Source organism: Pantoea pleuroti (genome assembly GCF_014156615.1).
GTDB classification, from domain to species: Bacteria; Pseudomonadota; Gammaproteobacteria; order Enterobacterales; family Enterobacteriaceae; genus Pantoea; species Pantoea agglomerans.
Genome location: NZ_SBFD01000005.1, coordinates 260,220 through 281,209 on the forward strand (window position 1 = coordinate 260,220; position 20,990 = coordinate 281,209).

Genomic DNA, 20,990 nt, shown 5'->3' on the forward strand with positions numbered 1-20,990 from the left:
CATCGTGAGGGGCTATTTTCACGATGCTAAGGAGCCGGCATGGTTTTCACACTATTGCGCCTGATATTTCGCCTGTTATGGCGGGTCGAACTGCGTGGCGACGTCGCCGAACTGCATAAGCAGAAGGTATTGATCACGCCGAACCATATGTCGTTTCTCGACGGCATATTGCTGGCGCTATTTTTGCCGATTAAACCGGTCTACGCGGTCTATTCAACCATCAGCGAAAGCTGGTTTATGCGGCTGGTTAAACCCTTTATCGACTATGTGCCGCTCGATCCCACCAAACCCATGGCGCTCAAACAGCTGGTCAGGCTGATCGACAGCGGCCGTCCGGTGGTGATCTTCCCGGAAGGACGCATTACCGTCACCGGATCGCTGATGAAGATCTACAGCGGGGCGGGTTTTGTCGCGGCGCGTTCGGGCGCGAATGTGGTGCCGATGCGCATTGAAGGCGCAGAGTACACGCCGTTTGGCCGTCTGGCGGGTGTATTTAAACGTCGCCTGTTCCCGCGCATCACCCTGACGATTCTGCCCGCCACCCGCATTCCGATGCCGGAGGCGAAACGGGCGCGCGATCGGCGCGTGCTGGCCGGTGAGCATCTGCACCATGTGATGATGGAAGCGCGTATGGCGGTGCGTCCGCGTGAAACCCTGTTTGAGGCGTTTCTGGCGGCGCGTACGCGTTATGGCGCGTTTAAGCGCTGCATCGAAGATGTCAATTTCAAACCTGACAGCTACAACGGACTGCTGAAGAAGGCGCTGGGCGTGGGTCGTATTCTGGAGCGCTACAGCCAGCCGCGCGAGGTGGTAGGACTGCTGCTGCCCAATACCACCGTCACGGCAGCGGCGATTTTCGGGGCCACACTGCGTGGGCGTGTTCCGGCGATGCTCAACTATACGGCGGGCGTGAACGGCATGCGGGCGGCACTGACCGCCGCGCAGATCAAAACGGTCTTCACGTCGCGCCAGTTCCTGGACAAAGGCAACCTGTGGCATCTGCCGCAGGGGCTCGATGATGTGCAGTGGATCTATCTGGAAGATCTGAAAGATACCGTGACCAGTAAAGACAAACTGTGGATCGTCACCCATCTGCTGATGCCGCATCGCGCGCAGCTGCCCCAGCAGCCGGAAGACGCCGCGATGGTACTGTTTACCTCCGGCTCGGAAGGCAATCCCAAAGGCGTCGTACACTCACATAAAAGCCTGCTGGCAAACGTTGAACAGATCCGCACCATCGCCGACTTCACCCCGCGCGACCGCTTTATGTCGGCGCTGCCGCTGTTCCATGCATTTGGTCTGACCGTCGGGCTGTTTACGCCGCTGATGACCGGCGCGCAGGTGTTCCTCTATCCCAGCCCGCTGCACTATCGCATCGTGCCGGAGCTGGTCTATGACCGCAACTGCACCGTCCTGTTTGGCACCTCGACCTTCCTCGGCAACTACGCGCGCTTTGCCGCGCCCTATGATTTTGCCCGCCTGCGCTATGTGGTGGCGGGGGCGGAGAAGCTGCAGGAGAACACCCGTCAGCTCTACATGGAGAAGTATGGCATTCGCATTCTTGAAGGCTACGGCGTAACTGAATGCGCGCCAGTGGTCGCGATTAACGTGCCGATGGCGGCGAAGGCGCACACCGTCGGACGCATTCTGCCGGGCATGGATTCGCGGCTGATGTCGGTGCCGGGCATTGAGCAGGGCGGACGGCTGCAGCTGCGTGGGCCGAACGTGATGAAAGGGTATCTGCGGGTTGAGAATCCAGGCGTGCTGGAAGTGCCGGTCGCCGACGATGGTGAAGGCAATCAGGAAGCGGGCTGGTATGACACGGGTGATATCGTCAGCTTTGATGACGGCGGTTTCTGCCAGATTCAGGGGCGCGCCAAACGCTTCGCGAAGATTGCCGGTGAGATGGTGTCGCTGGAGATCGTCGAGCAGATCGCCCTGAAAGCGTCGCCGGACAAACAGCATGCCGCCTCGCTGCGCCCGGATGGTCAGCGTGGTGAGGCACTGGTGCTGTTCACCACCGACGCTGAACTGGCGCGCGACAACCTGCAGAAAGCGGCCCGCGAGCTGGGTGCGCCAGAACTGGCGCTGCCGCGTGATATCCGGGTGATGAAGCAGTTGCCGCAGCTGGGCAGCGGTAAACCCGATTACGTCACGCTGAAAAAAATGGCGGAAGAGGAGCAGGCATGAGCCTTGATCGTAATGCGCCGCTGATGTCACGCGGCATGATCGCCGTGATTATCGCCCAGTTCTTTTCGGCCTTCGGCGATAACGCGCTGCTGTTTGCCACGCTGGCCGTGCTGAAAAGCCAGTTCTATCCCGACTGGAGTCAGCCGGTGCTGCAGATGCTCTTTGTCGCAGCCTACATTCTGCTGGCACCGTTTGTCGGTCAGGTCGCGGACAGCATGGCAAAAGGGCGGGTGATGATGCTCGCCAACAGCCTGAAGCTGCTGGGCGCGCTGGTGATCTGTTTCGGCTTCAACCCCTTCCTCGGATATACCCTGGTGGGCGCGGGCGCAGCCGCTTACTCTCCGGCTAAATATGGCATCCTCGGTGAGATCACCCACGGCGAGAAGCTGGTGAAAGCCAACGGGCTGATGGAGGGATCGACCATCGCCGCCATTCTGCTCGGCTCAGTGGCGGGCGGGATGCTGGCTGACTGGCATCTGCTGGCGGCGCTGGGGATCTGTGCGCTGACCTATGGCATTGCCGTGGTGGCCAACCTGTTTATCCCGAAACTGCAGGCGGCGCGTCCCGGTCAGAGCTGGCAGCTGGGTATGATGGCACGCAGTTTTTTCAGTGCCGCCGCGCTGCTATGGCGTGATGCGGAGACGCGCTTCTCGCTGCTCGGCACCAGCCTGTTCTGGGGTGCAGGCGTGACGCTGCGTTTTCTGCTGGTGCTGTGGGTGCCGGTGGCGCTGGGCATCAGTGACAACACCACGCCGACCACGCTGAATGCCATGGTAGCGATTGGCATCGTGATTGGGGCGGCGGCGGCGGCGAAGCTGGTGACGCTTGAAACGGTGCGTCGCTGTATGCCAGCCGGTGTGCTGATTGGTGTGATGGTCGTCGTCTTCGCACTGCAGCATTCTCTGCTGAATGCCTATCTGGTGCTGATGCTGATTGGTGCGCTGGGTGGTTTCTTTGTGGTGCCGCTGAATGCGCTGTTGCAGGCGCGGGGCAAAGAGAGCGTCGGTTCAGGTAATGCGATTGCGGTGCAGAATCTGGGTGAGAACAGCGCCATGCTGATCATGCTGGGGCTCTATACGCTGGCGATCAAGGCGGGTGCACCTGCGGTGGCGACGGGCGTCGGTTTTGGCGTGCTGTTTGCGCTGGCGATAGCGCTGCTGTGGCTGTGGCGACCGGCTAAGCGTTAAGCGATTCACCGCCTCTCTCCGGGATAGCCGGAGAGAGGCAGGCGCCCTCGTTAACAATAGATGTTAACAACGGAGATTAGCGACGAATGGCAATCGCTTCGATTTCGATCTTCACATCTTTTGGCAGACGCGCCACTTCGACACAGGAACGCGCCGGGAAGTGAGCTTCATGCTCGGTGAAAAACGCCTCATAAGCCGCATTGACCGTGGCGAAGTCATTTAAGTCTTTCACGAACACCGTGGTCTTCACGATGTCGCCGACCTTCAGACCTGCTGCTTCAACAATCGCCTTCACATTTTCCAGTGACTGACGTGCCTGTGCGGCAACGTCATCCGCCACCTGGCCGGTCGCCGGATCCACCGGGATCTGGCCAGAGGTGATGATCATGCTGCCCAGATCGACACCCTGAACATAGGGGCCGATAGCGGCAGGGGCTTTTTCAGTACTGATTTCACGAGACATCATTGCTCCTTTGATTACGTCGTCAGGCGGCGATGCCGCCGGTGTTGCCCATTATAAGGTCGGGCAGGGCGATTACCAGTGACCCAGCACCACATGGCGGGCGAACTCTTTTTCGCAATATTTGCACTTCAGATGCACATCGTCGGCGCGCTGCTTCACGGCAAAGCTGGAGAAGACCGGCTCGCTGCGGCTGATGCAGTTGCTGTTGGGGCAGGTCAGCACCCGTTCAACGTGGTCCGGCAGCGTCGGAGCGATCTTCGCCACTACTTCATAGTCGTCGATGCGGTTGACCGTGGCATGGGGCGCATAGACCGCCAGCTGATTCACCTGATCGTCGGTGAGAAAGGTGTTCTCAATCTTGATCAGATCTTTGCGGCCCATCTCACCCGAGGGCAGATTCAGGCCAATGGTAATCCGCTGATCGGTTTCGGTCAGCCGGAACAGGGAGAGTAATTTAAAGCCGATCTGCGCCGGAATATGGTCGATGACCGTGCCGCGTTTGATCGCTTCGACCTGCAGTTTGTTGTCCTGCGTCATGGGGGTATCTCCTTACAGGGCGAGTTCGCTGTTTAAAACCAGTGCCAGCAGAGCCTGGCGCGCATAGATGCCGTTACCCGCCTGCTGGAAATACCAGGCATATGGGGTTTTATCGACATCGGTGGTGATTTCATCGATGCGCGGCAGCGGGTGCAGCACCTTCATATTGTCGCGTGCCGTAGCGAGATCGGCGGCACGCAGAATGAACTGCGCTTTGACGTTGGCATATTCTGACGGATCGAGCCGCTCTTTCTGCACCCGCGTCATATAGAGGATATCGAGCTGCGGCATCACCTCTTCAAAGCTGTCGTGACGTGACCAGCTGATATTCTTCTCATCCAGCATGTCGGTGATATAGGCCGGCATCGCCAGCGCATCGGGCGCGATAAAGAAGAAGCGGTTGCCGTCAAACTTCGCCAGCGCCTGGGTCAGGGAGTGGACGGTTCGGCCATACTTCAGGTCGCCGACCATCGCCACATTCAGCTGATTAAGACGGCTCTGCGTCTCCTGAATGGTAAAGAGATCAAGCAGCGTCTGGGTCGGATGCTGGTTCGCGCCGTCACCGGCGTTGAGAATCGGGATGCCGCCGGAGAACTCGGTCGCCAGCCGCGCTGCGCCTTCCTGCGGGTGACGCATCACGATCGCATCGACGTAGGTGCTGATCACTGAAATGGTGTCGGCCAGGGTTTCGCCTTTTTTGCCCAGCGACGTATTACTGCCGTCAGCAAAGCCCACCGCTGACGCGCCGAGGCGATGAATGGCGGTTTCAAACGACAGGCGGGTACGGGTCGACGCCTCAAAGAAGCAGCTGGCGATAACCTTGTGCTTCAGCAGTTCCGGCTGCGGATGGGCTTTAAGCTTCGCGGCGGTGTGTAGCGCCAGTTCCAGCTCTTCACGACTGAGGTCGTTGATTGAAATAATGTGCTTGCGATATAGCGGGTTAGCCATAGCTGTCTCCTCTGCGCGGCCGGATTGCGGACAAAAAAAAGCCCCTGCTTAAGGGGCTTTTTTAAGATCGGGTCGATGACCGAAAGAAACAGTAGCACCGCCTGCGGTCAGGCGTGATTGAGCGTCAAATTGTCCGCTGTGCTGTAGCATATTTCCTCCGGCAAATTGGGCCGCATTATACCCGTTCGCGGTGGGGCAGCAAGAGGAAAACGTTTGCGCCTGCTTAGCCGATCAGAGGCCGGGCCAGATCAGACGGTGAATCGCCCGCTATGAGCGGGCGCGACTCAGCGTCCTCAGCTGCGCGGTGCTGGTCGGTCAGCGCTGGCCCAGCGTGGCCACCATCACCGCTTTAATCGTGTGCATCCGGTTCTCGGCCTGGTCGAACACGATACTGTGCGGCGACTCAAATACCTCATTGCTCACTTCCATGCCGTTGGGCAGATCGTACTGTTCCGCCATCTGCTGGCCCAGCGTGGTCTGATCGTCGTGGAAGGCGGGCAGGCAGTGCAGGAATTTAACCTGCGGGTTGCCGGTCAGATCGAGCATCGCCCGATTCACCTGATAGTCACGCAGCAGCGCGATACGCTCGGCCCACACCGCTTTGGCTTCGCCCATCGACACCCAGACATCGGTGTAGATAAAGTCAGCGTCTTTCACGCCGTCGGCAATATGTTCGGTAAGGGTGATTTTCCCGCCGGTCTGCTGCGCGGCTTCACGGCACTGCGCCACCAGTTGCTCCTCTGGCCAGCAGCTCTTCGGTGCCACCAGACGCAGATCCAGCCCCACCTGTGCGGCGGCTTCCAGCATGGTGTTACCCATGTTGTTACGCGCATCACCTACATAAACCAGCGTCATCTCGCTGAGCTTTTTGCCCGGCAGATGCTCCTGCATGGTCAGCAGATCGGCCAGCAGCTGGGTCGGATGAAACTCGGTGGTCAGGCCGTTCCACACCGGCACACCGGCATGTTCCGCCAGCGTTTCCACCAGTTCCTGACCGTAACCGCGATACTGAATGCCATCGTACATCCGGCCCAGCACCCGCGCGGTATCGCGCATCGACTCTTTATGGCCGATCTGGCTGCCACTCGGGCCAAGATAGGTGACGTTCGCACCCTGATCGTAAGCGGCAACTTCGAAAGAGCATCGGGTACGGGTCGAGTCTTTTTCGAAGATGAGCGCGATATTTTTACCTTTCAGATGCTGCACTTCCTGGGCGCTTTTTTTGGCCTGTTTCAATTCCACGGAAAGGGTAAGCAGGTGATCAATCTCGGCGGGCGTAAAATCCAGAAGCCTGAGGAAATGGCGCTGATACAGCTGACTCATACAACACTCCGGTAATCATTAAAGTGAATTAAAATTCAATCTAACCGTATGAATATGCATTTTCAAGTGCAGGGCTAATAAACTTTTCGTTTTGTGTAGTGGCGCGACGGGCAGTATGGGAAAATAATTGATTATTGCCGAACTCAGAGAGGATATCGTCATGGCATATGAAGCATTACTGGAAGAGCAGCAGGAAGAGACGCGGCAGATTATTGAAGAGCTGCTGGAGGATGGCAGCGATCCTGATGCGCTCTATACCATCGAGCACCATCTCTCATGCAATAATTTTGATTCGCTGGAAAAAGCGGCCGTTGATGCGTTCAAGCTGGGTTATGAAGTGACCGAGCCGGAAGAGCTGGAGCTGGAAGATGGCACCACGGTGATGTGCGTCGACATCATCAGCGAATCCGCCCTGAAGCCTGAACTGATCGATGTGCAGGTTGAGCAGCTGGTGAATCTGATTGGTAAGTACAACGTCGATTACGACGGCTGGGGCACCTATTTTGAAGATCCCGATGCCGAAGATGAAGATGACGACGCCATCGAAGATGAAGATGATGATGGTATTCGCCACTAAGTAGCCGGGGCGGAGAGTTCTCCGCCTGTCACCCCTGCCACCTGTTTTAACATCATGAACTACGCACCCTTACTTGAACCGATCTATCAGTTTCTGCACTGCCGCACGCCGCAGGCCTGGATTGATGAGGCGCGCAAGCCGGAAAATCTGACCCTGCTGTTAACCGACCATCTGGTGTGCGAACTGAAAGCCGCGCAGACCGCAGTGTGGTTGATCCGCAAATATGTTGCCGACAAACCCAGCGGCGACGCCATTCTGGCGTGGCTGAAACCTTATGAAGATTTTATCTTCCGCGAAGATGGTGACAGCGACTTTATCAACGCCCATAAGAACCTCACGAAACGTATCATCGTGCGCAATGCGCTGCCGTGGGCGGATGAACTGGTGGAGAAGATGGTGCTGCTGATTAAAGAGGAGCTGCATCACTTCTATCAGGTGTGGGAAATTATGCAGTCGCGCGGGCTGGTCTATCAGAAGATCACCTCCAGCCGCTATGCGAAATCGCTGCTGCGCGAAGTCACCACCCATGAACCGGAAACGCTGGTGGATAAGCTGATATGCGGTGCTTACATCGAGGCGCGCTCCTGCGAGCGTTTCGCCAGTCTGGCACCTTATCTTGATGACGAACTGGCGAAGTTCTATCTGTCGCTGCTGCGCTCAGAGGCGCGGCATTATCAGGACTATTTAACCCTGGCGGCGCAGATTGCCACCAGAGACATCACGCCGCGGGTGCAGGCGATTGGGGCAACAGAAGGGCGGTTAATTAGCGAACCCGACAACGAATTACGCTTTCACAGCGGCGTACCGGCGTTCTGATCCGGACGCGTTAACGGAATCCGCCTCTGTTTCACAATTGCTTCAGCATCCGCACTTCGCAGTCGACATGGCCTGTGCAGCCCATCGCGCTGTCGATATGCTCGAAGCCAAGTGACTCATAAAGTTTAATGGCCCGCGTCAGGCTGGCGGTGGTTTCCAGATAGCAGCGACGGAAACCGTGGCTGCGTGCATGTTCTATCGCCCGCAGCGCCAGTTCGCGTGCCAGACCCTGACCGCGCACCTCTGGCAGAAAGTACATCTTTTGCAGTTCGCAGATATCGGGCGCGCTGCAGGCGAGCGGCGCAACACCGCCGCCGCCGACCACCTTGCCCTGATACTCAACAATCCAGTAGGCGCTCTGTTCTGCACTGTAGAGCTCAAACAGCTGGTCGAGTTGCGGATCGGAAACGGTGTAGCCCTTGTCAGCCGTCAGGCCGAACTCCGCGGAAACATCGCGGATCACCTGGGCGATATGCGGATTATCGGCGGCAGTAATCGGCCGCACCTGGAGGTCAATAAGCGGGGTGGCGCTGGTCGTCATCATCTCTTCCGGATTTGTACGAGGTCAATAAAAAAGCCGGGCAAGCCCGGCTTTATGAATAAGCTGTCAGCTAAGACGCTTACAATGCCGCAATGACCGCCTGCTGTTCAATCAGTTTTGCTTTTGATTGTTGCAGGTCCGCTACGCGTTCGCGCTCTTTCGCCACTACCGCTTCCGGAGCACGCGAAACAAAGCCTTCATTCGCCAGCTTGGTCTCGATCTTCTCGATTTCCACATCCAGCTTAACCAGCTCTTTCGCCAGACGCTCCAGCTCGGCGGTTTTATCCACCAGATCCGCCATCGGGATCAACAGCTCTGCGCCTTCAACCAGTTTGGTCACCGACACCGGACCTTTCTCGCCCGCAGGCAGAATGGTCAGGCTTTCCAGACGCGCCAGGCGCGACAGGAAGTTGCGGTTGGCTTCAACGCGACGCAGCGCCGCAGGCGAGCAGTCACGCAGCAGCACATCCAGCGGCTTGCTCAGTGCGATGTTCATCTCGGCACGGATATTACGCACTGCGACGATCGCCTGTTTCATCCACTCGATATCCGCTTTCGCTTCGGCATCTTCTTTCGCCGCATCGTACTGCGGGAAAGGCTGCAGCATGATGGTGTCGTCGCTGATATTTTTCAGCCCCTTCACGCGCTGCCAGATGGTTTCAGTGATAAACGGAATGATCGGATGCGCCAGACGCAGCAGCGCTTCCAGCACGTGAACCAGCGTATGACGGGTGCCACGCAGTTCAGATTCACTGCCGCTGTTCATGACCGGCTTGGTCAGCTCCAGATACCAGTCGCAGAACTGGTTCCAGGTGAAGTCATACAGCAGGTTAGCCGCGATATCGAAACGGTAGCTATCCAGCGCTTCACGGTACGCTTTCACCGTGTTGTTGAACTCGGTCAGGATCCAGCGATCCGCCAGCGACAGCGTCATTTCGCCGCCATTCTGTCCACAATCCTGATCTTCGGTGTTCATCAGCACAAAGCGGCTGGCGTTCCACAGCTTGTTACAGAAGTTGCGATAGCCTTCCAGGCGCTTCATGTCCCAGTTGATGTCGCGACCGGTAGAGGCCAGTGCCGCCAGGGTGAAACGCAGCGCATCGGTGCCTGATGGCTCGATGCCGTCCGGGAACTGCTTCTCGGTACGTTTGCGGATTTTCTCCGCCAGCTGTGGCTGCATCATGTTGCCGGTGCGTTTTTCCAGCAGTGCTTCCAGCGAAATGCCGTCGACCATATCCAGCGGGTCAATCACGTTGCCCTTGGATTTTGACATCTTCTGACCTTCTTCATCACGGATCAGACCGGTCATGTAGACGGTTTTAAACGGTACCTGTGGTTTGCCGTTTTCATCTTTGATGAAGTGCATGGTCAGCATGATCATGCGGGCAATCCAGAAGAAGATGATGTCGAAGCCGCTGACCAGCACACTGGTCGGATGGAAAGTACGCAGCGCTTCGGTGTTTTCCGGCCAGCCCAGGGTGGAGAAGGTCCACAGACCTGATGAGAACCAGGTATCCAGCACGTCATCATCCTGACGCAACGCGACGTCGGCGGCCAGGTTGTTCTCGGCGCGCACTTCGTCTTCGGTGCGGCCGACGTAGACGTTACCGTTATCGTCATACCACGCCGGGATGCGGTGACCCCACCAGAGCTGACGGGAGATACACCAGTCCTGAATATCGCGCATCCAGGAGAAGTACATGTTTTCGTACTGCTTCGGTACAAACTGGATGTCGCCGTTTTCAACGGCTTCAACCGCGACTTTCGCCAGCGGTGCGGTACGCACATACCACTGGTCAGTCAGCATCGGCTCGATAACCACGCCGCCACGGTCGCCGTAAGGCACGGTCAGATCGTGGGGTTTGATCTCTTCAAGCAGACCGAGTTCATCGACAGCGGCAACAATCGCTTTACGCGCCGCGAAGCGTTCCATGTTCTGGAAAGCCGCCGGGATCTCATCGGAACAGGCATCGCTGGCTTCGCCATTGGTGTCATACACCTGAGCACGGTCGCGGATATCGCCGTCGAAGGTCAGGATGTTGATCATCGGCAGTTTGTGACGACGGCCGACTTCATAGTCGTTGAAGTCATGCGCCGGGGTGATCTTGACGCAGCCGGTGCCTTTTTCCATGTCGGCATGTTCGTCGCCAACGATAGGGATAAGACGGCCAACCAGCGGCAGCATCACAAATTTGCCGATCAGATCTTTGTAACGTGGATCTTCCGGGTTAACGGCGACGCCGGTATCGCCCAGCAGGGTTTCCGGACGGGTGGTGGCGACCACCAGATAATCTTTACCGTCGGCCGTTTTTGCGCCGTCAGCCAGTGGATAGCGGATATGCCACATCGAGCCTTTGCTCTCGCGGTTTTCCACTTCCAGATCGGAGATTGCGGTACGCAGTTTTGGATCCCAGTTCACCAGGCGTTTGCCACGGTAGATCAGGTTCTCTTTATAGAGGCGAACAAACACCTCTTTTACGGCGTTGGAAAGGCCATCGTCCATGGTGAAGCGCTCGCGCTCCCAGTCGACGGAGTTGCCCAGACGGCGCATCTGGCGGGTAATGGTGCCGCCGGACTCTGCTTTCCACTGCCAGATTTTGTCGATGAACGCATCACGGCCATAGTCCTGGCGCGTTTTGCCCTCTTCAGCCGCAATTTTGCGCTCAACCACCATCTGCGTGGCGATGCCCGCGTGGTCAGTACCCGCCTGCCACAGGGTATTTTTCCCCTGCATTCGCTGGTAACGGATCATGGTGTCCATGATGGTTTGCTGGAAGGCGTGACCCATGTGCAAGCTACCGGTGACGTTCGGCGGCGGGATCATGATGCAAAAGCTTTCCTGGCTGGTATCGCCATTCGGTTTGAAGTAGCCCTGCTTTTCCCAATGCTCGTAAAGCGGCTGCTCGATATCTTGCGGGTTATATGTCTTTTCCATTTCTGCTATGTCGTTTGCGGCTGTGGTGGCGCTGCCGTATTCAATTGGAATCCAACGCTGCGATACGCTTTATAGCGGTCGCGCGCCAGTTGTTTGAGCGTGTCTTCGTAAGGAACGAAGTCTATCACTTCATGGAAAGCAGTAGCAAAATCTGCGAAGTGGGGCAGCAGGCTAATCAGCAGGTCACGCGGTGAACTGCCGCGACGCTGTGGCCAGGCCAGCTCAACCGGCGCACCGTAGCGCGGGCCTTCACCCGCCAGGTTATGCGGCACGAAGGCGTTTGCCGGTCGTTGCCACAGCGCTTCGTCGAGACGAATGGCTTGCTGTTCATCTTCGCAGGCGATCAACACCCGCTTTCCGGCCCGCCAGCGTGTTTCCGCCAGATTGCACACCAGCGCTTCAACGGCGCTAAGGCCATCGCTCGTTGCATCGGTTTCCAGCACGTAGAAGGTTGCGTTTTTCATCGGTTTGCTCATCAGAAGATCAAGGGCGGAATGATATCCGCCCTTGCTGTCAGAAAAGAGGGCGCTTAATCGTCGCCGTTCAATCCTGCCCGATTCAACAGAAATTGCGACAGCATCGGCACCGGACGTCCGGTGGCGCCTTTGGCCTTGCCGGAGCGCCAGGCGGTACCGGCGATATCCAGGTGTGCCCAGTTATATTTGCGGGCAAAGCGTGCCAGGAAGCAGGCGGCGGTAATCGCGCCGCCGGGACGGCCACCAATGTTCGCCATATCGGCAAAGTTGGACTCCAGCTGCTCCTGGAACTCATCCGCCATCGGCAGACGCCAGGCGCGATCGCCTGACTGCTCCGAGGCGCTGATCAGCTCATGCGCCAGCGGATTGTGGTTCGACAGCAGGCCGCTGATGTGATGACCCAGCGCAATCACGCAGGCACCGGTCAGCGTCGCCACGTCAATCACCACTTCCGGATCGAAACGTTCGACGTAGGTCAGCGCATCGCACAGTACCAGGCGACCTTCGGCGTCGGTGTTCAGCACCTCAACCGTCTGGCCGGACATGGTGGTCAGCACATCGCCCGGACGCATCGACCGGCCATCCGGCATGTTTTCACAGCCTGCCAGCACGCCGACCACGTTCAGCGGCAGATTCAGCTCTGCCACCATACGCATCACGCCATAGACGGCGGCCGCGCCGCACATGTCATACTTCATTTCGTCCATGCTGTCGGCAGGCTTGATGGAGATGCCGCCGGAGTCAAAGGTCAGCCCTTTACCCACCAGCACAATCGGACGTGCTTCCGCATCCGGATTGCCTTTGTATTCAATTACCGACATCAGCGATTCGTTTTGCGAACCGGCCCCGACCGCGAGATAGGCGTTCATGCCCAGCTCTTTCATCTGCTGTTCGCCAATGACGCGGGTGGTGACATTTTTGCTGAAGGCATCCGCCAGCTGACGCGCCTGTGACGCCAGATAGGCGGCGTTACAGATATTAGGTGGCATGTTGCCGAGATCTTTAGCCGCTTTCATACCGGCTGCGACCGCTAATCCATGCTGGATCGCCCGTTCGCCGCTGGTGAGTTCACGGCGGGTCGGCACGTTAAAGACCAGCTTGCGCAGCGGACGACGTGGCTCCGCTTTGTTACTTTTTAGCTGGTCAAAGTTGTAGAGCGCCTCTTTAGAGGTCTCTACTGCCTGGCGCACTTTCCAGTAGGTGTTGCGGCCTTTGACATGCAGTTCGGTCAGGAAGCAGACCGCTTCCATTGAGCCGGTGTCGTTGAGCGTGTTAATGGTTTTCTGAATGACCTGCTTGTACTGGCGTTCATCCAGCTCACGCTCTTTACCGCAGCCAATCAGCAGAATACGCTCGGACAGGATATTTGGCACATGATGCAGCAGCAGTGTCTGGCCCACTTTTCCTTCCAGCTCGCCGCGGCGCAGCAGGGCGCTGATGTAGCCGTCGCTGATTTTATCCAGCTGCTCGGCAATCGGTGACAGACGACGCGGTTCGAAAACGCCAACGACAATGCAGGCACTGCGCTGTTTTTCCGGGCTTCCGCTTTTTACACTGAACTCCATGCACTCTCCTGAATCTTAAAGACAACGGCCGCTGCTGCCGCTAGAATGTAGCGCGCTCATGACCCATTTATTCATCGTCGCAGCATGACATTCTGCTGCTGGAGGTCATAATGAATCAGGGTGACAAGATGTTGTTTTTTCACCACCCGGACGCGTTTTTCATACAAATTTAGCTACGGCGACGGCCATTGATGAAGAAAAATGGCTGATAAGCGTTGAAACTAGCGATTTTCCTGCAAAAAGACAAGTTTTCACAGGCGTACTAAGCGTGATCATCATTAGATATCTGGTTCGGGAAACGCTCAAAAGCCAGCTGGCTATCCTGTTTATCCTGCTACTCATCTTCTTTTGTCAGAAGTTAGTCAGGATCCTGGGTGCCGCGGTGGATGGCGAAGTGCCGACAAACCTCGTTCTGACCTTGTTAGGACTCGGTGTGCCTCAAATGGCACAACTTATACTGCCCTTAAGTCTGTTTCTGGCGATCCTGATGACGCTGGGACGGCTCTACACGGAAAGTGAAATTACCGTGATGCACGCCTGCGGCCTGAGTAAGGCCGTCCTGGTGAAAGCGGCGATGGTGCTGATGCTGTTTACCTCGATAGTGGCGGCCGTGAACGTCATCTGGCTGGGGCCATGGTCATCCCGCTATCAGGATGAGGTGACGCAGAACGCCAAAGCGAACCCGGGTGCGGCAGCAATGGCCGCCGGACAGTTCCAGACCTCCAGCGACGGCAGCGCCGTGCTGTTTGTCGAGGATGTGAAGGGCAACAACTTTGGTAACGTGTTCCTGGCGCAGTTACGGCCAAAGGGCAACGCGCGTCCTTCAGTGGTGCTGGCTGACAGCGGTCACATGGAGCAGCATAAAGATGGCTCGCAGGTGGTGACGCTGGATAAAGGCACCCGTTTTGAGGGCACCGCTCTGCTGCGTGATTTCCGTATCACCGACTTCACCAATTATCAGGCCATCGTAGGCTATAAAGCGGCAACGCTCGATCCTAACGATGCAGAACAGGCGAGTCTGACCGACCTGTTCGCAAACAAGACACCTGAGTTTCAGGCCGAGCTGCACTGGCGTCTGACGCTGGTGTTCGCGGTGCTGGTGATGGCGCTGATGGTGGTGCCGCTCAGCGTGGTGAACCCACGTCAGGGTCGCGTGCTGTCGATGCTGCCCGCCATGCTGCTCTATCTGATTTTCTTCCTGTTGCAGAGTTCGCTGAAGTCGAGCGGCGCGAAAGGGCGGCTCGATCCGGCGCTCTGGATGTGGGTTGTAAATATCAGCTATCTGGTGCTGGCGGTGCTCCTTAACCTGTGGGATACGGTGCCGATGCGTCGGATTCGCGCCCGCTTTACCCGCGGAGGGTCGGTCTGATGTTTCGCGTACTTGACCGCTATATCGGTAAAACCATTTTCAATACCATCATGCTGACGCTGTTCATGCTGGTGTCGCTTTCCGGCATCATCAAGTTCGTCGATCAGCTGCGCAAGACCGGCCAGGGCAGCTACAACGCGCTGAGTGCCGGTTACTACACCCTGCTGAGCGTACCCAAAGATATTGAGATTTTCTTCCCGATGGCGGCTCTGTTGGGTGCACTGCTGGGACTGGGCGCGCTGGCGCAGCGCAGTGAACTGGTGGTGATGCAGGCGGCGGGCTTTACCCGCATGCAGGTTGCGCTGTCAGTGATGAAAACGGCGATTCCGCTGGTGTTGCTGACCATGGCGATTGGCGAGTTTGTTGCGCCGTCGGGCGAGCAGATGGCGCGTAATTACCGGGCGCAGCAGCTTTACGGTGGCGCACTGGTCTCGACGCAGAACGGTCTGTGGGCGAAAGATGGCAATAGCTTTATCTTTATCGAGCGCATTAAAGGCGACAACGAAATTGATGGCGTGAGCATCTACAGCTTTAACGATCAGCGTCGTCTGCAGAGCGTGCGTTACGCGGCGACGGCGACCTGGGATGCGGCTAAGAAGCGCTGGATACTGTCGCAGGTTGATGAGTCTAATCTCACCGATCCGAAGCAGATTACCGGTTCACAGAGCCTGAGTGGCGAGTGGAAAACCAATCTGACGCCGGACAAGCTGGGTGTGGTTGCGCTGGATCCGGACGCGTTATCGATTCGCGGTCTGCATAGCTACAGTAAATATCTGAAGCAGAGCGGCCAGGAATCGGGACGTTATCAGCTGAATATGTGGAGCAAAATCTTCCAGCCGCTGTCGGTGGCGGTGATGATGCTGATGGCGCTGTCGTTTATCTTCGGACCGCTGCGTAGCGTGTCGATGGGTGTGCGGGTAGTGACCGGTATCAGCTTTGGCTTCCTGTTCTACGTGCTGGACCAGATTTTTGGCCCGCTGAGTCTGGTTTACGGTCTGCCGCCGATTCTGGGAGCGATTCTGCCGAGTTTTGCGTTCTTCGCTATCAGTATGTTTATGTTGATTAAGCGGCGTTGACAATCACAGCGAAAAGGCCGCCTTCCAGGGCGGCCTTTTTCGTGGCAGGCAACGTGTGACAGTCTATTCGTCCAGCAGTCTGATGCATCCCTCCATTACCTCATCCAGTCATTGATCAATGCACCATATAGCGTCTCTGCTTCCGCTAACCGGCTCAGCAGGCAGTATTCATCGGTCTGATGTGCCATTGACGGCTCACCTGGGCCGAGGATAATGCAGGGCGGCATGCCCAGCGCGGGCAACAGCAATGATGCATCGGTAAAGTAGGGCACAATGCGCGGTGTCAGTAGGGCGTCATGAAGCGGCTGGCAGTGCTGATAAACGGATTGAACCCAGGCCTGATTGTCTTCGCTCAGCACCGCAGGCAGGTCCACCAGAGTGCTCACCGTCACGCTATCTCCCAGTAAGGTTGTCAGTTGCTGACGAATGGTGGCGTGCTGCAGATTGGGTGCGCTACGGATATCCACGTCAAACTGTGTACGATCGGGCACAGAATTAATGTTCAGGCCGCCTGCAATGCGTCCGACGTTAATAGTGGGCTGTTTCATTAGCGGGTGCGGTGCGCCAGGTGAGAAATGCTGAATTTTGCCCAGTGCGTCAGCCGCCAGATAAATGGCATTAATGCCCAGTTCCGGCATCGCGCCGTGCGCTGTTTTGCCACGGGTTTCACAGCGTAGCCATAGCGCACCTTTGTGGCCGATTACCGGATAGTTGCTGGTAGGCTCGCCGACGATCAATGCGCCCACCTCGGGCAGGTCAGTGGTATCAATCAGCGCCCGCGCGCCGTCGCAGCCCGTCTCTTCTCCGCCAGTGATCAACAGCACGACACCAGAACCTTGTTGAATCGCCTGCTGATGAGTCACGCAGGCAACGGCGAAGGCCGCTACAGCAGCCTTCATGTCACTCGATCCGCGCCCGTACAGCTTGTCACCCACGACTTCACCGAAAGGATCGTACTGCCAGTCAGCATTGCCAAGCGGTACGGTATCCATATGGCCGGTAAAACCCAGCTGCGGTCCGGGCTTGCTGCCAGGCAAACTGGCAATCAGGTTCAGGCGATTTTCACCGAAGGGGGATAAGGTGACGTCAAAGCCCTGTTCCGCCAGCCAGTCCGCCAAAAAGTGCATGCAGGCCGCTTCATTGCCTGGTGGATTAATGGTGTCAAAGCGCAGCAGCTGCTGCGCCAGCATCTGGCTCTGGTTCATCAGCCGCGCACCGTTAACCAGTCCAGGCAGTTGATCCACAGCTGGCGATAACCCTGCCACTGGGCAAATTCCTGCGGCAGCCAGTGTGCAGACATATCGCTGGTCCAGACCAGTGAGCGGCCCTGCTGATACTCGCGTACCGCCAGCAGCGGATGTTCAGTGCCGTCAATGGTCGCCAGCAGTTTACCTTCTGGGTGCATTTCTACTTCGTTATAGCCCAGTAACCACGGCCATTCGTCTGGCATATCGGTGAACAGCGCGTGAGATTCGATCACGCTGGGATAAGAGCCTTCGGGCGTTTCGATACGATCATCCCAGGCAAGGCAGCGAACCGGCAGCACTTTCTCAACTGCCGTGTTGCGATAGCGCGCGCCACCATTGATGCCCTGAAAACTAAAGTAGCCGCCGATCATCATCAGCGCGCCGCCCGCGGCCACATAGTCGTGAATCAGCGTCAGCCGATTTGCTGTACGCTGGCTCTTCAGCCAGGTATCCGGATGTAGCAGCAACGTATTGGCACCGATGTCGGACAAAATGATGGCGTCCCACTGCTGAAGTCCATTGAGTGTTAAAGGAAACTCGGTGGCGGCGGCATGGGCGGGCATATAGGTGATGGCATAATTACTGTCGGCCAGCGCCGCCATAAAATCGGTCGCGCCATTGTGCCAGGTGGCGGTGGCAAACTGATCAAAGCCCTTAACGTGAACGGACGTGCTGGTCCAGGATTCCCCGACCAGTAAAATTTTCTTCTGCATTACGGTTCTCCCTTACCCACCAAAAACGCGTTGTGGGTTAGTAATCAGTAAGGTTTCAAGTTGTTCGCCGCTTAAGCCGTGGCGTTTCAGGCGCGGGATAAAATGTTTAAGAATATAGCCATAGCCGTGACCGCCGTAGCGGGTCAGCATGGTTTTCAGGAATACGTCCTGCGACAACAAAACCTGTTCAATAAAGCCGTCATCGATCAGCTCGCGAATAGCGCGGGCATTCTCTTCATCGGAAGGTGACTGCGCGGACTCATCGGCGTAGTAATAGCTCATGCCGATCATGTCGTATTCCAGAAAGGCTCCGCGCTGTGCCAGTTCGCGCTGGTAACGCTTATCGGCAAAGCTGGGGTTCATGTGGCACAGCACAACATGGCGCAGGTCAGCCCCTTCTTCCTGAAGGATATCCAGCACCCGATGGCCCAATCGCTCCCAACCTGGCAGATGTACCTCAATGGGCACGCTTGTCGCGGCACTGGCGCGGCCCGCCGCCCGCAGAGATTTCTCCTCATTTGCAGTAAAGCGGCTGGAAACGCCGATCTCGCCGATGAGACCTGCCAGTACGTCGGGTTTGTCTTCTCTGCCGCCCAGGTCATAAATCAGCTTGTCGGAAAGCGCTTCAATGCTGATCGTTTTCATCCATTCCGGATGTGACGGTTCCAGATACAGTCCGGTACTCATGATGATATTCAGCCCGGTCAGGCGCGCGATACGTTGGAGTGCTTTTGGATCGCGGCCAATGCCGATATTAGTGGGGTCCACCACCGTATCGCCGCCCAGTGCCCGAAACTTCATCAGCTCTTCAATCGCTAAATCCACATCAAAAAGCTGACAGTTATCGCGGCTGATAAGCGGATTGAGGGACAACTCGCCCAGGTTTTCAATGCTTACCGGCATCTCCGCCAGATGACGATCGCTACAGCAGCAGGGCGGTACCCATTTGCCGGAGGCATCCAGCAAAATGTGTTCGTGCATCAGCGTCACACCCATTTCACTCACTGGTAGCGGGCCCAGCACGGTCATCACATAGCCACTGGTGGTGCCCAGTGGCAGCGGATCGGGATGGCGAAAAATGGAATGTTTCATGCGCTATCCTTTCGCTACCGATCGCGTCGGGTTGAGAATGCGGGTGTTCAGCCAGATTGCCAGCAGAATAATCGTACCGGTGGCGATCTGCGTGTAAAACGGAGAGATATGCGACAAAATCAGGCCGTTCTGGATGATGGCAATTGATAGCGCGCCTAACAGCGTGCCAATAATGGTGCCGAAGCCACCGAACAGGCTGGTACTGCCCAGCACCACCGCGGCGATCACCTGCAACTCAAAGCCTTCGCCCTGGTTAGAGGAGCCACTGCCCAGACGGGCGGTGATGATCATGCCCGCCAGCGCTGCCGCCATGCCGCTGATGATGTAGACCTTCATAGTCACGGCTTTGGTGTTAATCCCGCTACGCCGTGCGCCTTCCGCATTCGCACCAATTGCTGTGACATAGCGACCAAAGCGCATATGGTTCAGCACGATATGGCCGACCACCAGCACCACGATGCCGATCAGTGCGGGCATGGGGATGCCCAGCACCCAGGCACGCCCCATAAAGGCGAACAGGCTGTCAGCAGGGATGGGAATGGAGTAGCCCTGCGTAATCAGCAGCGCCACACCTCGCACTACTGCCAGCGTAGCCAGTGTGACGATAAAGGCCGGAATGCCTTCATAGGCGATAAAAAAGCCGTTAATGGCGCCTATCAGCGCGCCCAGCAGTAAGCCGCCCAGTAATACCATCGGCCAGGGCAGTCCCCAGTTATTCAGGGCGATAGCGGACAGGGCGCCGACCAGCGCCAGCGTCGATCCCACGGAAAGATCGATCCCGCCCGTTGTAATCACCAACGTCATCGCCGTGGCGACGATCAGCAGCGGCGCACTCTGACGAATAATATTCAGCCAGTTAGCGCTGCTGAGAAAGTTTCCGGTGATCAGAGAAAACACCACACAGCAAAACACGAAGAACAGCGCGATGCTGACTACGCCAGAGTGATTGTGCAGAAGGCGACGCGGCAACGAGTGCTGCGCCATACGGGAACTGCTCAGATTCATAATAGTCATCCTGTAACCTCGCTCAGTGCGCTGCGGCAGAGCGGGCGACAAATTTCTCACCCACGATCAAATTGACGATCTCGGTCAGGTCCGTGTCGGCCACCCGGCGCTCCGCCACGTTGGTGCCTTCGTACATCACCATGATGCGATCGCAGACCAGGAACAGATCCTGTAAGCGATGGGTGATCAGGATGACACTCACGCCTCGGGCCGACACCCGACGGATAAGTTCCAGCACAGCCTCCACTTCGGCAACGGCCAGCGCGGCGGTGGGTTCATCCATGATCAGCACTTTGGGATCAAAGGCGGCAGCGCGAGCAATCGCAATCGCCTGGCGCTGCCCGCCGGATAAATTGCGCACCAGCAACCGCGTGTCCGGTATAGAAATCCCCAGACCTTTCAGCATTTCTCGTGCGTCAGCATGCATTTTCTCTTCATCCAGAAACGGAATGCCGAGAATCGACTTCATTGGCTCACGTCCCATAAACAGATTGCCTGCCACATCGACGGTGTCGCACAGCGATAGGTCCTGATAAACCATCTCAATATGGCAGCGGCGTGAATCCGCCGGGTTACTGAAATGCTGATCCTCACCATCAATACGAATCGTGCCGCTGGTGGGCACGACGGCGCCTGACAGCACCTTGGTCAGTGTGGATTTACCCGCGCCGTTGTCGCCCACCAGACCCAGCACTTCACCCGGGGCCAGTCGCAGATTTACACCGCGCAGAGACCGTATCGCGCCGTAGGTCTTGGTAATATTCACCATCTCTACCCGTGTCAGGGCAGTTTGTGTTTGCTGCATGTGATCACTCCCATCACCGCTAACGGGACAGTTACTCTGGATGTAAAAAAGCGGTTATCCTGCACGGTTTACGCCCTTGTAAACCGGTTTACCTGCAGGATAAAACTTTTGTCGCTACATACAGA

The 20,990-nt window shown here is 57.1% G+C and carries 19 protein-coding genes; 6 read left to right on the top strand and 13 right to left on the bottom strand.

The genetic code is table 11. The features are described from left to right. The first annotated feature begins 39 nt into the window (after nt 1-39). Both aas and lplT read left to right on the top strand, forming a co-directional pair. Entirely contained in the window at nt 40-2,190 is a 2,151-nt protein-coding gene (aas, locus tag EPG66_RS14305) for a bifunctional acyl-ACP--phospholipid O-acyltransferase/long-chain-fatty-acid--ACP ligase (RefSeq protein ID WP_064704906.1), read from the top strand. Beyond that, nucleotides 2,187-3,377, top strand: coding sequence for a lysophospholipid transporter LplT (gene lplT, locus EPG66_RS14310; protein ID WP_031592067.1), 1,191 nt, complete (start codon nt 2,187-2,189; stop codon nt 3,375-3,377). Before aas ends, lplT begins: the two co-directional genes overlap by 4 nt. Before the next feature lie 76 nt (nt 3,378-3,453). Here lplT and ridA read toward each other — a convergent pair whose 3' ends face one another. The 4 genes from ridA to argF all read right to left on the bottom strand — a co-directional run bounded on the left by ridA (nt 3,454) and on the right by argF (nt 6,648). Further along, complete coding sequence (gene ridA / locus EPG66_RS14315; protein WP_031592621.1) at nt 3,454-3,840, bottom strand: 2-iminobutanoate/2-iminopropanoate deaminase; 387 nt, start codon at nt 3,838-3,840, stop codon at nt 3,454-3,456. Between the two features lie 72 nt (nt 3,841-3,912). Beyond that, the gene (gene pyrI, locus EPG66_RS14320; RefSeq protein WP_010251684.1) at nt 3,913-4,377 is read right to left on the bottom strand and encodes an aspartate carbamoyltransferase regulatory subunit; all 465 of its coding nucleotides are present in this window, start codon (nt 4,375-4,377) and stop codon (nt 3,913-3,915) included. A 12-nt stretch (nt 4,378-4,389) separates the two neighbouring features. Then, nucleotides 4,390-5,325, bottom strand: coding sequence for an aspartate carbamoyltransferase (gene pyrB, locus EPG66_RS14325; RefSeq protein WP_010251681.1), 936 nt, complete (start codon nt 5,323-5,325; stop codon nt 4,390-4,392). A gap of 315 nt (nt 5,326-5,640) precedes the next feature. Beyond that, a complete protein-coding gene (gene argF / locus EPG66_RS14330; RefSeq protein ID WP_182687288.1) occupies nt 5,641-6,648 on the bottom strand; it encodes an ornithine carbamoyltransferase in 1,008 nt (335 codons plus the stop codon). Nucleotides 6,649-6,808: 160 nt separating this feature from the next. Between argF and rraB the strand changes: the two genes are divergently transcribed. Both rraB and miaE read left to right on the top strand, forming a co-directional pair. Then, a complete protein-coding gene (gene rraB, locus EPG66_RS14335; protein ID WP_010251675.1) occupies nt 6,809-7,225 on the top strand; it encodes a ribonuclease E inhibitor RraB in 417 nt (138 codons plus the stop codon). A 54-nt stretch (nt 7,226-7,279) separates the two neighbouring features. After that, nucleotides 7,280-8,041 carry a tRNA isopentenyl-2-thiomethyl-A-37 hydroxylase MiaE gene (gene miaE, locus EPG66_RS14340; RefSeq protein WP_033769520.1) on the top strand — a complete coding sequence of 254 codons (762 nt, stop codon included), beginning with the start codon at nt 7,280-7,282 and terminating at the stop codon, nt 8,039-8,041. A 31-nt stretch (nt 8,042-8,072) separates the two neighbouring features. Here miaE and EPG66_RS14345 read toward each other — a convergent pair whose 3' ends face one another. The 4 genes from EPG66_RS14345 to pepA all read right to left on the bottom strand — a co-directional run bounded on the left by EPG66_RS14345 (nt 8,073) and on the right by pepA (nt 13,558). Next, a complete protein-coding gene (locus EPG66_RS14345) occupies nt 8,073-8,582 on the bottom strand; it encodes a GNAT family N-acetyltransferase (protein WP_039386850.1) in 510 nt (169 codons plus the stop codon). Between the two features lie 79 nt (nt 8,583-8,661). Then, nucleotides 8,662-11,517, bottom strand: a complete 2,856-nt coding sequence (locus EPG66_RS14350) for a valine--tRNA ligase (protein ID WP_115764716.1) — start codon at nt 11,515-11,517, stop codon at nt 8,662-8,664. A gap of 5 nt (nt 11,518-11,522) precedes the next feature. Further along, nucleotides 11,523-11,981: a DNA polymerase III subunit chi gene (locus EPG66_RS14355; protein ID WP_010251657.1), complete on the bottom strand. Its 459-nt coding sequence runs from the start codon at nt 11,979-11,981 to the stop codon at nt 11,523-11,525. Between the two features lie 65 nt (nt 11,982-12,046). Continuing rightward, entirely contained in the window at nt 12,047-13,558 is a 1,512-nt protein-coding gene (gene pepA / locus EPG66_RS14360) for a leucyl aminopeptidase (RefSeq protein ID WP_010251654.1), read from the bottom strand. A 268-nt stretch (nt 13,559-13,826) separates the two neighbouring features. On the opposite strand from pepA, the gene lptF reads away from it, so the two are divergent. Next, complete coding sequence (lptF, locus tag EPG66_RS14365) at nt 13,827-14,927, top strand: LPS export ABC transporter permease LptF (RefSeq protein WP_031592614.1); 1,101 nt, start codon at nt 13,827-13,829, stop codon at nt 14,925-14,927. Next, nucleotides 14,927-16,003 carry an LPS export ABC transporter permease LptG gene (lptG, locus tag EPG66_RS14370; protein ID WP_010251648.1) on the top strand — a complete coding sequence of 359 codons (1,077 nt, stop codon included), beginning with the start codon at nt 14,927-14,929 and terminating at the stop codon, nt 16,001-16,003. Before lptF ends, lptG begins: the two co-directional genes overlap by 1 nt. Nucleotides 16,004-16,098: 95 nt before the next feature. Here the strand turns inward: lptG and EPG66_RS14375 are convergent, their stop codons facing one another. Genes EPG66_RS14375 through EPG66_RS14395 form a run of 5 tightly spaced genes read right to left on the bottom strand, consistent with a single transcriptional unit; the run spans nt 16,099 to nt 20,829 of the window. Beyond that, nucleotides 16,099-17,208: a M20 family metallopeptidase gene (locus EPG66_RS14375; protein WP_083070298.1), complete on the bottom strand. Its 1,110-nt coding sequence runs from the start codon at nt 17,206-17,208 to the stop codon at nt 16,099-16,101. After that, a complete protein-coding gene (locus EPG66_RS14380) occupies nt 17,208-17,963 on the bottom strand; it encodes a glutamine amidotransferase (protein WP_083070297.1) in 756 nt (251 codons plus the stop codon). The genes EPG66_RS14375 and EPG66_RS14380 overlap by 1 nt, the downstream gene beginning before the upstream one ends. 12 nt (nt 17,964-17,975) lie before the next feature. Then, nucleotides 17,976-19,055, bottom strand: a complete 1,080-nt coding sequence (locus tag EPG66_RS14385) for a phosphotriesterase family protein (RefSeq protein WP_083070296.1) — start codon at nt 19,053-19,055, stop codon at nt 17,976-17,978. Nucleotides 19,056-19,058: 3 nt separating this feature from the next. Beyond that, on the bottom strand, nt 19,059-20,060 hold the full coding sequence (locus EPG66_RS14390) for an ABC transporter permease (protein ID WP_163658388.1): 1,002 nt from the start codon (nt 20,058-20,060) through the stop codon (nt 19,059-19,061). Between the two features lie 22 nt (nt 20,061-20,082). Further along, nucleotides 20,083-20,829: an ATP-binding cassette domain-containing protein gene (locus EPG66_RS14395; RefSeq protein WP_163658614.1), complete on the bottom strand. Its 747-nt coding sequence runs from the start codon at nt 20,827-20,829 to the stop codon at nt 20,083-20,085. Between the last annotated feature and the right edge of the window lie 161 nt (nt 20,830-20,990).